The 15,737-nt window shown below is 54.1% G+C and carries 6 protein-coding genes; 2 read left to right on the forward strand and 4 right to left on the reverse strand.

The genetic code is table 11. The features are described 5' to 3' along the window. Positions 1 to 176 precede the first annotated feature (176 nt). Positions 177 to 1,505 carry a glycoside hydrolase family 10-like protein gene (locus OGY35_RS20275; RefSeq protein WP_286633259.1) on the forward strand — a complete coding sequence of 443 codons (1,329 nt, stop codon included), beginning with the start codon at positions 177 to 179 and terminating at the stop codon, positions 1,503 to 1,505. Positions 1,506 to 1,550: 45 nt separating this feature from the next. Here the strand turns inward: OGY35_RS20275 and OGY35_RS20280 are convergent, their stop codons facing one another. The 4 genes from OGY35_RS20280 to OGY35_RS20295 all read right to left on the reverse strand — a co-directional run bounded on the left by OGY35_RS20280 (position 1,551) and on the right by OGY35_RS20295 (position 13,773). After that, positions 1,551 to 6,818 carry a hypothetical protein gene (locus OGY35_RS20280; protein ID WP_286633260.1) on the reverse strand — a complete coding sequence of 1,756 codons (5,268 nt, stop codon included), beginning with the start codon at positions 6,816 to 6,818 and terminating at the stop codon, positions 1,551 to 1,553. A gap of 7 nt (positions 6,819 to 6,825) precedes the next feature. Then, the gene (locus OGY35_RS20285; RefSeq protein ID WP_286633261.1) at positions 6,826 to 12,117 is read right to left on the reverse strand and encodes a hypothetical protein; all 5,292 of its coding nucleotides are present in this window, start codon (positions 12,115 to 12,117) and stop codon (positions 6,826 to 6,828) included. A 51-nt stretch (positions 12,118 to 12,168) separates the two neighbouring features. Next, on the reverse strand, positions 12,169 to 12,456 hold the full coding sequence (locus OGY35_RS20290) for a hypothetical protein (RefSeq protein ID WP_152404700.1): 288 nt from the start codon (positions 12,454 to 12,456) through the stop codon (positions 12,169 to 12,171). Positions 12,457 to 12,660: 204 nt separating this feature from the next. Continuing rightward, positions 12,661 to 13,773, reverse strand: coding sequence for a T6SS phospholipase effector Tle1-like catalytic domain-containing protein (locus OGY35_RS20295; RefSeq protein ID WP_286633262.1), 1,113 nt, complete (start codon positions 13,771 to 13,773; stop codon positions 12,661 to 12,663). 566 nt (positions 13,774 to 14,339) lie between these two features. Here OGY35_RS20295 and OGY35_RS20300 point away from each other — a divergent pair. Next, positions 14,340 to 15,722 carry a diguanylate cyclase gene (locus OGY35_RS20300; RefSeq protein ID WP_152404696.1) on the forward strand — a complete coding sequence of 461 codons (1,383 nt, stop codon included), beginning with the start codon at positions 14,340 to 14,342 and terminating at the stop codon, positions 15,720 to 15,722. Positions 15,723 to 15,737 lie beyond the last annotated feature (15 nt).

Genomic DNA, 15,737 nt, shown 5'->3' on the forward strand with positions numbered 1-15,737 from the left:
GTTTTTCGCCAACATGGCGTGCGGTATAGCTCGCGATTCAACGCTGAAGGCGATACCGGGCCCCAGTCTGGTTGGAACCGGGCAAAATTGCACGCCTCACCCCTTCGCCAGCTTGACTTAACGTCGATTAGGAACAAAATAATTTCTCTTTTGTGTTAACCGGATGACTGGCCTATATGGATATCTGTTCTCGTGGCGTTTTCTCTCTGTTTCGCGTTAAAAAAATCAGTGCCCTGGTGGTGGCAGCGTTCTTCCTGGCGAGCTGTTCATCAAAACCCCCGGTTTCACTGGTAACGCCGCCGAAATCGACGCCGACATCGCCGTCTAAAGCGCAGAAACTGAATGAGCCGGTTCGCGGCGTGTGGCTGGCGACGGTTTCCCGGCTGGACTGGCCGCCGGTAGCGTCTGTTAATGTCAGTAGCGCCGCTACGCGCATTGCAATGCAGAAAAAGGCGTTAACGGATAAACTCGATAACTTACAGTCACTGGGTATTAATACCGTTTTCTTTCAGGTTAAACCCGACGGCACCGCCCTTTGGCCGTCATCCATTTTACCGTGGTCGGATATGCTCACCGGGAAGATTGGTGAGAATCCAGGCTACGATCCGCTCCAGTTCATGCTCGATGAAGCCCACAAGCGCGGCATGCGCGTTCATGCCTGGTTCAACCCTTATCGCGTCTCCACCAATGTGAAATCGTCAACGGTGAATGCGCTAAACCGCACCGTGTCGCTTCAGCCCGCCAGCGTGTTTGTCCTCCATCGTGACTGGATCCGTACCGCTGGCGATCGCTATGTTCTCGACCCGGGGATCCCGGAAGCCCGTGACTGGATAACCAGTATCGTGGCTGAAGTGGTGAAACGGTATCCGGTGGATGGCGTCCAGTTTGATGATTATTTCTATGCCGAGTCCCCCGGTTCAGCGCTGAACGACAGTCTGACCTTCCAGCGTTACGGCCAGGGATTCAGCTCAAAAGCTGACTGGCGTCGCCATAATACGCAACAGTTAATTGAGCAGGTTTCCCGTACTATCCGACAAATCAATCCGGACGTGGAGTTTGGCGTCAGTCCGGCTGGCGTCTGGCGTAACCGTTCGCATGACCCCGCCGGATCCGATACCCGTGGCGCGGCGGCTTATGATGAGTCGTATGCGGACACACGGCTTTGGGTGAAACAGGGCCTGCTGGATTACATCGCGCCACAAATTTACTGGCCCTTCTCCCGCGATGCAGCGCGCTATGACGTGCTGGCAAAATGGTGGGCGGACGTCGTGAAGCCGACAAAAACGCGGCTGTATATCGGTGTTGCGCTGTACAAGGTCGGCGAGCCCTCACGCAATGAACCGGACTGGACGGTCAACGGCGGCGTCCCGGAACTGAAGAAACAACTCGATTTAAATGAATCGATGCCACAAATCAGCGGCACGATTTTGTTCAGAGAAAACAATCTCAACCAACCGCAGGCCCAGCAGGTCGTCAGTTATTTGAGAAACCGCTGGTCTAAGTGACACTGTAACGTAAAGAGAGACGCCGTTCTCTCTTTACGTCGTCATTTACGCGTTCCAGTTCCAGCCCCAGCGCTCACTTCGGGGCTGGCCTTTGTCATCATACGTCTGTACATCCCCTTTCTTCTGCGACCAGTCTGTGAACGTTGCGATAAGTCGCCCTCCACTGCCAACCAGCGCCAGCCGATCGCCCTCCAGCACGGTACAGAGCCCTCCCGGCAGGTCATCGGCCCAACTAAGCGCATTGAACACATCGGTTCCTTTTTCCTTTGTTACCTGACAGCGCCATCCCCGGTCTTCATCAACATTCAGGTCAATGGACCTCTCTTTCCCCTCTTTTCGCTTAAGCGTTATGTTGGGCTTCGGCCAGTGCCCATCATGCACAGGTAGCGGCGCGGTGGTAATGGGGCCAATGATTTCAGGCAGCCAGCGAACCTTCGCTTCTTCTCCTGAACCGTCCGCGTTCCTGACGGGAAACAACTGCGCTTGCAGCGTTGTCCAGTCCGCTGGCAGGCAGTCGGTATAGTGAAATTTATAGATATAACCGATTGAGCCATCAGGTAATTTATTCTTTATTGGCGAATCCGCCATGTAAGAATGAAAGCGCAATTGCGGATAACGCGTCTTAGCCGTGATGGGATCGCGCTGCGGATAATAAACGCCTGTCAGCCTCCCCAGTTGCTGATTGGCTAGCGGTGTTGCCACGTCATTGACGGGTTCAAACACCAACAACAGGTGAAAGGTGCCGCCACCCGGTCTGACACGGGGCGGTTCTTCCCCTGGAGCCGTTTTCTTAATCGGTTCCAGAGGTTCAATCAGTAAATCGCGGGAGATATTTTCACTGGCTTGTACCACGCTACTGCGGGTCAGCGTGATGGCGTGTTCTTTGTTTGACTGCGCGAGATCGTACTTATCCTCAATAGCCATCCGCAAAGACTCCCGGGCAATGGCCAGATGCCGGTACGGCATGCCAATAAAGGTCAACCAGTGCGATTCACCATAGTCGCTGAGTAACAGGCGGCGGGCCTTACAACCTTCCGCGTTTTTCAGCGCAATGGGCAACACCGACTTTATTGGCAATCCGGTCGTCGCCTCTGTCGTTTCCCACGGCGAATAACGTTTGACGGTGGCCCATTGATCGCTCCCAAAGGCCATGACCTGATCAAGCACCTGCACTCCCCAGCGCATTGCCGCCGTCCCGTCCCACTGGCCTTTGTGCCAACTGCACAACAGACGGCGTGACGCGTTCGCGTCGCCATTTTTCTCAATGCGTTTTCCCTCTGCAAAATGCAGGGAGAGGAGAAAATCAGTTCCCGGCGGGATCTCGATGACGAAATCAAACGGAACGCGATCGTCGCCTTCTTCCCGGCGCCCGAGTAACCAACTCTGCTTATCCTCGCTGAGGGGAAATTGATCGCTCAACGTCCACTTCTCGTGTGGGTCAAGCATGCGACGGATACGGATCTTCGCCATTATCCAGTAGGCAAAAACATCGTGTCCCGTCGGGCGGACGATGATGGCCGTCTGCACCACTTTGGCATTGCTGTCGGTATCGTAAGTCAGGCCAAAGGGACGCTCGACCTCGATTCCCCAGTTCATCTCGCGCTCAGGCATGACCGGCTCGCCCAATTGGGTGAACCAGCTACTCTCAGGCAGAAAAAGCGTGACCTTCTTCGTATCATCCACGCGCTGCCCCGGCCCTGCGTGGAAGATGGGATTGGGGCCAATTTCATTCACCGTGGCATAACGCGTGGCTTCGAGGTCAACGTCGAAGGTTTCCCCGACGCCGCTGTACTGCGTCAGCGCCTCCGTTCGACAGAGCGCGTCGTTCAGGCAAATCAGCGCCCCGTTTGCACTGGTACGGATCTCCGCCAGCTTTTCCTTCTCGATCGCCATGACCGTGCGGACCAGCGGGATCGTGGTATGGACCGTCGGCGGGGCCAGCCGCAGTGAGGGATCGTGCCAGTTGATACGTGCGGGCACGACGGTGCCTTTAGCGACAATCGTGTTCTCAAGATCCTGAACCGCGCTGGTTTTCAGCCAACGGCGATAACGCAGGATCGGGCGCATGACGCAGGCGAAAAAACGCGCACCGTGATAGCCGGGCATTCGCAGTCGACAGAGGAGCGCCGGTTCGGCAAGTGAGCCAAAGCGCCAGTCCGCGGGTGTTGCCGCACGACTGGTTTGCAGAATATGGCTCTGCGTTTCGCGTAAAGACGAGGTGCCAGCAAACGCTTCGGACCACTGCTCCAGTTGAGTGTTGTCATCCAGCCGCTTGGGCAGCGCCAGCGGGTAGCCCGTCCAGTGCCATTCGTGTCGCTGAACCAGAAACCCCTTCAGCCCGTTCGCGTCGAACCCCTTCTCCGTTGCCAGATAGGCGACGGTATCTGACTCTTGTGGCACAAAACGGAGCGCCTGCTGAATCTCTTTTAGCGCCCTGCCCGCACCTTCGAACAGCGTTATGGTGTCAGGTAAACACTCAAACAGGTGCACAACGGGTGAAAACCCCCGGTGTGACGCCTCGCTCCAGGTCGGGTGTGTCTTGTCGTTATTATCAGTGGCAAAGTCTGCCATCCGGATATCTGGCCCTGGGATAAAGAATGTCGTTGGCACCAGAGACCAGAGGGTCACGGTGGCAATCGTTCCCGGTTTCAGGATGAGCGTTATCGTGCCAGTATCCGTGCCCTTTGGCGGCAGGACGCGTGATGCGCTTCCGGCCTCTACGCGCAGTGTGGCTGGCGTTAAAAAACCTCGTTCTGTGAGGTATGTTGGGGTGACGAGGTAATCGACTTGCGGACCATCATCAAATTTCACTCTCACCCCGATAGCCTTAACGGCGGGATGGCGAGGAAGATCGACCACATCTTCAGGCAGGTTTTTGCCTGTTTTACGCAGTTTATTGAGTAGTGTGGCGCGCTGGGCTCTGAGCGTTGCACTCTTCCCGAGGTCGGGTTTGAGCAATTCCAGGCAGATGTCGGCTTCCATCCACTTTGTCAGTACCTGTTCCGTGGCATCGGGCGGGGTCAACGTCAGCGTGGCCGACGTGAGCGCGCTGCTGTTCCAGTTGTTTTTTCCGTCGCAAATGACAACAACACGGGGGCGCCTGCCGTCTGCCACTTTCGGGTGTTCACCGGCCTGCGCCCGATCCGCCGCTAAGCCTTGCTGATTCCAGGCGCGGGATTCCCCTTCCATCAGCCAGGGATCGACGGCCTTCTCTGTGGACTGCACGGTGACGGCACCTGGTGCTACCCGGCACAAATAAAGATAGCCCTCACCGGGTAAGAAATTCAGTTGGCTGGCGGCTTTGAGCGCACAGGGATTGTCACCGCTGCGAAAGTTCTCCTGCAGAATCTGCCCGCCGTTGCCAATTGCCGTTCCGGTTACCCAATAACGGAACCCATAGGCTAGCGGAGGGAGTCGCCAGGGAGAGGTATAGATATCCGAGTTTTCCTGTGGGTCTTTGGGCCAGCCGAAATCGAGACAGTCGACGCCGTCTTTGAGGCTCACCGCACCGCTCAACGGCGCGCCCGAATAGGCAAATGCCACCGCTTTGCGACCGTTCTGCACGGTCGCCCCCACGGTGTCGTGAAAGCGCTGTGTGGGCCCTTTCCGCTCTGTGTCCGGCAGCCACGCCCCCTGCACTTTCAGCGCCGTGTCCGTCAGCCACGCGCAGCCTAATTTGGGGACGATACTTTCCTTCCCCATGGCCATGGCGACGGCATAACCGCGAATGTCCCGATCGTCATAGGCCCCGTCTGGCGGGCAGATTTCAACCGCCAGATCGCGCTCCTCGCCCAGACTGATAACCTTTTGCGCGCCGGGTAACTGCATTTGCTGCTGTAGCGTCTGAAGTACTTCACTGATACTGGCATTCTGCGTGTCCGGCGTTGGGCACTCCACCAGCAACGCCAGCATCTCCTGATAGCGGTCACTCAGAACGGTGGCCTGAGTTGAAACATCTCCGGCAATCCAGGACTCGATGCCGGCGTGCAGTGCTTGTGTTGCCGCTGGCGCATTTTTCGACAGATGGAAAAACCACCAGCGCGCCTGTAGTTCGGCCATGCCGGGGTCTGAGTAATGTAACGATATCAGTTGATACCACTCGATAAAGTTGAGTGTTGGGTTGTTAGCATCTGGCTGATGAAAATTCACCGCCACTGCCGCCAGCCACGAAGTCATCATTATCCGTCGACCATCGGCGGTGCTGAGCATCATCCCCACGTTTAGCGCAAAGCCCGTAATGGTCTTACTGCTATCGTCGACAAGGGGTTGCAATAACCGATGTTCACCCGTCCCGGGGTTATTAATCGCCTGCCTGAGTGTTTCCCAGACCAGGGTGTTAGCGTCCCAGGTCTCGATAGAAATCGCCACCGGGTTACTGCCCTGAAGGCGATCCCAGAACCAGAAATGCCGAATCGACTTATCGCGTATTTCAGTACGCAGATAGCCGGGGCCTAATGCGCGGTTCAGCAGTTGATGTTGTTCAATGCCTGGTTGCCATTCGCCATTGCCTGTTTTGGCATTGGCCGCTTCGGCATTGAGTACGTGAGCCAACATGGGCAACGGTGCCAGAACGGCATCGGCCAGCCAGGCACGCATCCCCATTTCCGCTCGTTCGGCGCTCTTCAGTGTCGGCGTCAGCGTCGCGCTGTCGGCGGGTTTGATCTTTTTCATCACGACAGCAAAGGCAGGCAAACCCGAGTAAGGCTTATCTTCTTTCTCCGCCTTTGCCTCGTAGCCGATCGTCACTATCTCGCCCTTTGTGTCGGCACTCACAGGGCTAAAGACGATATCCTGCCCCTTATGAGTCATCGTGAATTCCGGAGCACAGGCAACAGGGAGTGTTGCATCGTCAAGGGTAAGACTGCGGGTCATGCCCAGTATATCCAGACTCACGCCAGCGGGTAACAGCGTCAGGGGGGCAAACAGGTGCGGCAGACAGATTTCACCATGGCTGGCCTGGGCCTGCGCCATAGCGGTGGAAAACGGCAGTTTGCAACGGCTGCACTTTTGCCCGATTTCGTCCGCCATCTTTTCCTGCAGATTCTGCGGATCGGTCAGCACATTGGTCGGGACCGGCGTGGCGAGGTGAAATTGTTTATCGGTAACTATCGCCCAGCCGGTAATGCGCATTTGCCAGGGCCAGAGCAGCGAACCGACGGTGTCAATCACCGTCTGTCCGTCTATGGACGGGACACCAATGGGAAGTTCTCCCGTCGGCATCACCCAGTTAACTGAGATTCGCCGTTTCGTATCCCCATCCACCAGCCCTTCATCATTGCCATGCATCATCCAGCTAAACGTTGTTAATGACATAGACACCTCACAAATCTTGTTCCACTGTGCGGGAAATATGCGCCGTGTAGCACCAGCAAACTTCGATAGAAATATCCAGATGTCCGCGCCCTTTCATCTGTCCGTTTCGGTGCTCGACCTGCACCAGTAAATTCAGATAAGCGGTCAGATAGCCCAGTACCTTCGCGCTACCGGTCATTTGCACGCCGGCGGCAAAAAAGTTCTGCGATGCGTCGGAGGAAAAACCGGCTTCGACAAACAGGCGAATGGCATAATGACCCTCGGCGACCCCGGCAAGATTGAAGGTTTTCGTCGAGACCAATGCCACGCCAATCGATGCCTCATACTCCGCTGTGAGTTTGCCGTCCTTATTCACCGCGGCGGCCCGGGTCGTTAGCCAGCCGCCACCGCCGTAGACGCCTATCTGCATGGACACCGGGGAGGCTTTTTCACCAAGGCCAAAGTAAGTTTCAATCTGCATCATCCCGTCGTTCATATTCAGCCGGAACCCGGAAGCCAGCACAGATTTCCCCAGTGAGACGCCGCCATACTCCAGCGGACCAAACGCCTGTTTCTGGCTCACCGACGCCCCCGTCGGGATCCCCGCTTTGTTTTTGACGATTTCCACATACGGAGGAACGTCTGGCATCGCGCCCCGTAATACGTCGCCGATAAATTTCAGCGCGGCGTGTGGTTCGATATTCTTCGGGTCGAGATCGAACGTGAATCCGCTGGCTTCACTGTACTGAATGCGGGCATCCGCAAAGGTCACCAGCGGTTGGCCTGAAAAGTTGAGGATCCAGTCGCCGCTGAACAGCGCCTGCGTGCGGCTTCTGGTCGCGTCACTGGCGGAGATATCGACATCACTGGTGGCCACCAGTTTTGGTTTACGGACATCAAGGCTCAGCGGCGGGATTTCAAACAACGATTCTGTGCTTGTAAACTGATGATCAATAACCGCTTTGATACTGGCGCTACGCGTTTTGGCATCGATATGATGGCTGATACGAATGGCATCATCGGGCAAGTCCGGCAGTTTGAACTTCTTGAAAAAGTTTTCAAAATCAATCGCCGTATTGCGAACGATCTGCGAGAAATCGACGCCCCGAAGCGACGCAGGGACAATGTTGCCGTTCAGTTCACAGGAAGGGATCGTCAGCCCCAGTTCTTTAATCCCCGCGTCGGCCTCACGGAGTCGGGCGACAAACGGCGATGTTTCAATCTGGTCTTTTAGATCGTCGAAAACATATTCAATGTTGTCGGTACGAATAGTCAGTTGCGGAAGCTGTGGCGGATCTGAAAACAGCTTCATCAGCTTTATGGCCTGACCGGCTTGGGGAAGTGCCCCGGCGATGCCCGTATTCGCCTGCTTTAACGTCGCGTCGATCGCCTTCGCGTACTCGCGACTTTTTTGATCAAACAACCGCGTGGCCCGATCAACAAACTGTTCGCGTACCTGCCGGGTCGTCTCGGCTAACTGTTCTTGCAGTTTGTTCGCGACCTCAAACCATTGACCGGCGTCAGACAGCCCCTCAATCAGCGCCCTCACGTCGAGTCTGCGCCGCTCAAGCTCCGCCTTTACGACGGCGGCGTTGTGGCTCAAAAACGCGGTGGCCTGTTTATTAACCTCGTCAAAGCTGGTGGAGAGTGTCGAAACCGCGCTATCGATGGAAATAAATTCCCGGTTCCAGTCATCAGTCAGGGCGGTTGAAAATGGCGAACGGTTGGGGAAAGCAGGTACAACCAGAGTCTGGTTCAGTGCCTCCAGCGCTGTGACAAAATCCGCAAATTCTTTATCAATCGGCTTTTTATCTTCAATGTTTTTAACCAGCGCCCGGTATGCCGCGCACTCCTGTTGCCACTGTTGGGAGAATGTTTGCCTGATATTGTCCAGGCCGAAAAGGTTGCCCTGCAGGGTGTTGATGGCAGCGAGTACCGATTCCAGCGTCGTTGTCGTGTTACGCATTGTCTGCCAGTCGAACGTCTCCAGCAGGCTGAGCGTATCATCCAGTGGCGTGAGTACCGCCGGGATCAGCTTTTGCAGTTCTGCACGCTGGGCATCCAGCTCGCCGATGTTCCTGATTTGTTCTGACACATGACTGATGGTCGCGCTAAATGCGGCAACCGCCCGTTTCAGATTGGTCAGCGGCAGCGTGAGCATATCGCGAAGATGCTGAGGCCCCTGCCACTGTGCCGGGAATTTTAACGCGCCAATGGCGGTACTGAGTTCATCAACGCTCTTCATGCCACCACTAAGCATGGTCGTCATCGTGTGACAATACGCGTCGACGGCCAGAAGCAGCGCATCCCGATCCTTTATACCCAACAGATCCTTATACGCCGTATCCGCACGCGTAATAATCTCTCTGAGCGCTGGCCACAGGGCGGCAATGTTGTCGGGCGCTTTCGCACAAAAGAGCCGTAAATCGGCGATGACCGCTTTTGCACCGTTCAATGACTCAGCGGAACGCCTGAGGAAGGCCTGTACGGGGAGGCTGAGATAACGCTCCTCCAGCAAGGTCTTTACGCTATCCAGCGCAAGGTTCGGATCGTGGATCGCAGACAATGTTGTCAGCAGGCTGTCTGTCGCCGCGTGCCCCTGAGCACAGAGTTCATCGATCATCTGGACCGATAGCGATCGCGCCAACCCCAGGGTCTTTTTGACGTGATCAAGGGTTTCGCCCTTCCCTTGTGTTATATCACTAACCTTGATGTCCAGACGGTCACTGCATTCTTTAAAGACGTCATCCACCTGTGTGAGCAGACGCTCTTTGAACGTCTTGACGTTGTTACCCTCGTATAGCGCCCAGAGTTTTTTGGCATCCTGAAACAGCGTCTGAAGCGTCGCTTCCAGACTTTTTAGCTCCGCGCTGTATGTCGCGTGCTGGATCAGCGACGCAATGTTTTTATCCTTATCATCCGGTAGTGTGCTCAGATCCACCCTGCGTGTTGCGAGCGTACGTTCAATCTGCATTGTGCGAATACTGGCGACCAGTTCTTCTGTGCCACGACCATGAACAATGTCAGAGACGCCCTCCGGGCGTAGCGGCATCGAAAATCGGGGATTGGCCAGCGCCTGTAACGTCAGGCTGGGAAGCTGAACAGGTTTCAGAAGCTCGCCTGTCTCTGGTCGAGTCATTCTGCCAAAGCTGTAATTCTCGTCGCAATCGATGGCTAACTGCGACGCCCAGGTGTCCGTATCCGCCCCGGCCCCGGCTTTTGTCGTGGTAAAAAAGTAGAGATGCTGTGGCTGGTCATGCCAGTGTTGCGTCAGTTCATCCCCTCCGCCCCGCGCAACCGGGCCTGCCCACGGCTTAACGTAAAAACCGGAGCTGTCCAGTTCGTTAAACAACGGGATTTCGTAGCCCTCATCCACGTCGTGTCCCCATGAACCATTGACATAAATGCGCTGCGTGGCGAAATGAAAGGCGTGCAGGCATCCCGGCTTATTATTCGCCGCAGACGCTTCGCCGTCGAAAAGGCGGTACGGTTCGAGGATCTCAATGTACTCTTCCATTTTGCGCAGCAGCGGACGCCCTAAAAATTCCTCATCTTTCTGCTCCCCGGCAAATTGTGCGCCGGGTGCGGTGCTGCGGGTATAAACCACCACGTGACGCGCCTTATTCCAGACGGTGGCGATACGGCCATAGCGCGTTTTTACCAGCCGTGACAGCTGACCGTTTTCAACGCTGGCATCGAACTGCGTGCGCCCCTCGTCAAAGGCCGCCTGTACCGCGCCGGTTGCACCGAGTACCGAGAGCGTCAGTTCCAGCAGGCGAACCTCTTTCGTGACCGGGGTGTGTAACACCGCCATCAGTTCAGAGGCAAACTCAATGGAGTACAGCAGTCCAATGGGCAGCGAACGTGCAGCGGCAGGACTGTCTGGCAGGCTGTCCACATAGTTATCCAGCGCGATACGCTGGGAATCACTCAGCGATGCCCCTTCGGGAAGGGGCCAGACAGCGGCTGCCCCCTGCTTTTTGCCACGCAGTGTGGCGCTCAGACCTTCCGTCAGATCCAGCTTGCGCAGCGGGTAATTCGCCTCTTTCAGCGTGAACCGGGCGAGACGATGGATGAAATTTTGCCGGGCGGCGAGATGGTGAGTTCTCAGCGTGGTAATACGCGTTTTCAGGTCACCCATTTCTTTTGCCGCGTGATGGCGAAAATAGGTTTCCAGTAGCGGACTCATAGCAAAGCTCTGGTCACTGACCGGCAAGGCAATCGCGGGTTGACCCAGCGCGCTGGCTATCTCGGAAACAATCACCGTGCGCTGTAATTCCGGCGTGCGCTGATAGGTCAACTCCAGCGGATACACCATTTCGCTCACCATCCGCGTCAGTTCGGCATCCCGCAGAACGGATAGCGTGTCGCCAGGATGTACGGTATAGCGGCGGTCCACGCGAGAAGGACGCACCGTCAACTCGGTGCGACGAGAAAAGCGAAACGGAATCGGTTTATGTGGATCGATGGGGCTGGCCTGCCCGACAGGACGAAAACGCTCCCCGCGAACCATCGCTTCACCCACCGCCTGCGGTGGAAAATTCAGCGAAACGCTCTCAATACCGAACCGCCACTGTGCCCCGTCAGGATCGTCACTTTTCCATTGCGCAATAATATTACCGGCCTCTTCCGCCAGCGTCGGTTGTTGTAGTTGCGAGACAATAAACGGCGTGTGACTAATCTGAATCGCGCTCCCTTGCCGGGGAGTCAAAATGCTCTCCGCCTGTTCCAGCGTGACGGTCCACGTCGTATCCCGCCCGGGCTGCCCGCTTTCACACACGATCTTCAGACTGGCTTTAGCCTGCGAGTCGGCGATCGCAATGCCCTCACCGCAGTTGGCGCTGAAATAATGTGGTTCATGCCCCGCTTCTTCCGCCGTCATGTTGCGCAGGGCTGAACGATGCAAATTCGATTCCGCCAGTACCGGCGAGAGACTGACGCTGTCCAGTTGCAGCGTCAGTTTGTAGTACATATCGAAGGTGTCTTTTTTCAGAAACAGGCTGACCACATGTCCGGACGTCGCCAGGTTCAGCGCCAGCCCATCAAAATAGACCGTTTTTTGCGATGCCTTCTGTAGCGGTAATGTGGCGGTGAGCACAGAAAAACCCGGACGCTTTGTCGATGGCGCCCAGCGAAAAGAGGGATTCTGGCGGGAATCAAACGTCACGGCGACGACGCCATTCACATCAAATTTTAGCTGGAGGTCGTTATTCTTATTGAACATTGGTAAAAGGCTGACCCGATCGCTGCGTCGACTGCGACGCCAGCCCGCTTCAATGCTTTCCATTAAGTCTTGCCAGGCGGTGGTGAGTTCTGACATTGCAACCTCCAGGGAATAATGAAACTGCGGTATCAGCCGAACGCGTCACGCTTATGGCACAATCTCCCAGTCCAGCTCCCCATGTGGAAATGACCCTCCCGGATCGTTCTTCCCGCCCTTTCCGCTGCTTTTGCCGGGGAAATTCGTCAGAAAAGCCACCGGCGTAACGCCCAGTCCCATTAGCTGAAAATTGTTAAGCATTGGGCCAGTATTAATTGAGAAGACATCAGGCTGCTCTGACGTCCATTCCGACTGTCCAGGAAGAAAGGAAATCTCAATTTTTAAACGGGCAGAATGACCGTCGGAAGAGGTAATTTCTACGGTATAACGTGTACTCATGGTTTCACTCCTGAACCGGCCGGATAGCCGTATTTATGCGTTTTACACACTTCAGGATAGTGCAGTGAATTTCAGGGGGACTCTAAGAGAAAAAGGTTATTCCGGCAGAGGACATCACACTGAGGCATTAATCTGTTTACCCTGTTCACGAATATTCAGAACAGGGTAAACAGCGGCAATAATAACCCGGCGACGTAAGCGGTTTCAGCGTAAACTCGCGATCCCCGGATCGTCGCCCTCAATCGAATAATAACGGGGAAGATTGGACGGTCGATAATCCGGATTGGCGTTCATTAAATTAACCACCGATTCATGTACGCTGATGACGCCTGTCATTGGCCGCGGAACCGGTTGACCAAACGGGGGCATTGCGCCAATTTTGAGTTCACGCTGATGATCTTCTCCGGTCCAGACCAGACGAGGTAACCATTCGGCAAACTTCCACCCCAACAGCATGGAGTCATGAATAGCAGGGAATCCCCGCATGCGAATCGACAGTTCCTTTTTAGCACGGGAAAAATCGATGCTCAGTCCAGCGCGCCAGGCTTCACCCAACATCCAGCGAAACGTCGTCAACGCCAGTTGCGACTGCGGTGGCGGATAACCACCACCAACGTCGGAATGCACCCCGGCAAACCACACCTCTTTTAGATCCGTTTTCATATCATCATTTTTGCGCCAGAGATGCTGGCGAAAAAAGCAGCGCCGCTCGTCAATGGACACCGCATGACGGACAATCTCAACAGCCGGGTTGTTCGCGGTATATGGAATGATGACCGGATCGTAAATCCAGCCCACCGACTTCACCGTATCAAACAGGCCAAGGAAATGGACGTTCACCCGCCTGCCAAAGGTAGACTTGAAACGCGCCTGAAGTTTGAAGTCTGGCGTATGATTCTCCCCGGTTCTTGCCAGCAGCATTGCCCATGCATAGTCAAAGAGATGCGCCTGATAGCCTTCAACAATACCCGCCGTGTGAATCAGCGCCGCCAGCGCTCTGGCCGCATAGGCACCGCGGGAAAAACCGAACATATAGATTTCATCTCCCTGACGGTAATTCGCTGCCAGGAAGTGATAAGCCCCTTCGACGTTGCGCTTGAGTCCCCAACCAAACGCCAGTCCGCAGATCCGCGAAGGCAACTTTTGCCATTCAAAGAGCGTTTCCTTAACGCCAAACGTCCCGACGCCCTGATCGTAATAGGTCAGCACGTTCTCGCGGTCTTTAGGCAGTGAGCGTAGCAACCGAATAACATTCGTTGGTTTATGACTGAAGCGATTGCCCGTGCCATCCAGAAAAATAACGAGTTGTCGTCCCATCGTAACCTCCACTATTTCGCTGCCGATATGCTGTGGCTAAGGAGAGAGTAGAACGCAACGTGTGATCTGAAGGGTTGTTGGCGATCAACTCTACGGCGAATGATCAATAAATAACGGCGGAAATAAGCGTCAAAAAATACGCTGATTATTCCCCGGCGTAAAAAATAGGATTTATTACATAATGATGAAGATTTCTTTCAAAAAATCACTCATGTCATTTCATGAAATTGAAAAACAGCGAGATGATAAAAGATACCATTCGTCATCCTGCGCGGGTTACTCATTCCTCTCAACGCTCAAAAGGATGGACTATACTTTTCAGAAGTCGATTAGTTTAAAAAGTCGCTTAAAAAGGATTTTTTTTGCTACTTTTGGCTATATCCATAATTATTTCAGGCCTACTTCGCCTGATTGCATGAAAATATGGCTTAAGGCATTACACTATTTCATTAATGTACCCATGCTACATTTCAGGTGTTCTGTGCTTTAGATTCATCTTACTATCCCGAATGTGCATATGACCCAGGCCGCAATGTTGTTCGCTAACCACTGTAAGGATCTGCATCATGGAGATGTATCTTAAAAGAATGAAAAACGAATGGGAGGCACTGGTTGAAAACACCCACCCTCACATTCGCCAGCTTGCGTCTGAGATCGCAAAGGCCCATGCACATACCCTGAGCATTGAGTTCTATCGCGATGTTCTCACCGATCCGCATGCCGAAGAGTTTTTGAGTAATGAACAGGTTGAGAGACAGCTTAAAAATGCCCTCGAACTCTGGATTATCAACGTTCTCTCCTGCAAGGTTGACGATATTGACCAGCTTATAAAAGATCAACATACGGTTGCTGAGGTGCATGCGCGTATAGGTATTCCGGTTGAACTGGTCGAAATGGGTTTCCGGGTTCTGAAAAAGATCCTCTACCCCATCATTATTGATGGTCACCATGATTCAATTGAAAAATTACAGGTTTATCATTTTTCTATAAACAGCATCGATCTGGCAATGGAAGTGATGTCCCGCGCCTTCTCATTCAGTGAAAGTACGGCCGCCAAAGAGGATGAAAATTATCGTATTTTCACCCTGCTGGAAAATGCGGAAGAAGAGAAAGAGCGACAAATTGGCGCCCTGCTTTCATGGGAAATGGACATTATTTATAAAGTGTTACTCGATTCCGATCTGGGCAACAGCCTGCCGCTGAGTCAGGCGGATTTTGGCCTGTGGTTCAATCACAAAGGTCGGCATTATTTCAGTGGCATTGCTGAAGTTGGCCATATTTCACGCTTAATTCAGGATTTTGACGGCATTTTTCATAACGCCAATGGCTCAACAAAAGCGCTGAACAATAAAGCGGCGCGAGTGAAGTTCCTGCTGCAAATCCGCAATTCCATCTCGCAGATAATCACCCTGCTGCGCGAATTGTTTGAAGAAGTTTCCCGCCATGAGGTGGGGATGGACGTGTTAACTAAATTACTGAATCGTCGCTTCCTGCCGACCATTTTTAAACGTGAGATCGCCCATGCTAATCGCGCCGGCACTCCGCTCTCGGTATTGATTATCGACGTCGATAAATTTAAAGAGATCAATGACACCTGGGGACACAATACCGGTGATGATATTCTGCGTCGGGTTTCTCAGGCTTTTTATGATAACGTACGCAGCAGTGACTATGTTTTCCGCTACGGGGGCGATGAATTTGTTATCGTTCTTACCGAGGCGAACCAAACCGATACGCTGCGCACTGCCGAACGTATTCGCAGTCGCGTCGAGAAAACCAAAATTAAATCGCCGAATGGCGAAATCATTCCGCTTTCACTGTCAATTGGCGCCGCCATGTTTAATGGTCACCCGGATTACGAGCGCTTAATTCAGATCGCAGATGAAGCTCTGTATACGGCAAAAAGACGAGGCAGGAATTGTGTTGAACTCTGGAAACCAGCTTCCTGAGAAATATCCGGATGC

Origin of the sequence: Citrobacter sp. Ct235 (assembly GCF_030332305.1) — a bacterium.
In the GTDB taxonomy this organism is placed as follows: Bacteria; Pseudomonadota; Gammaproteobacteria; order Enterobacterales; family Enterobacteriaceae; genus Citrobacter_A; species Citrobacter_A telavivensis.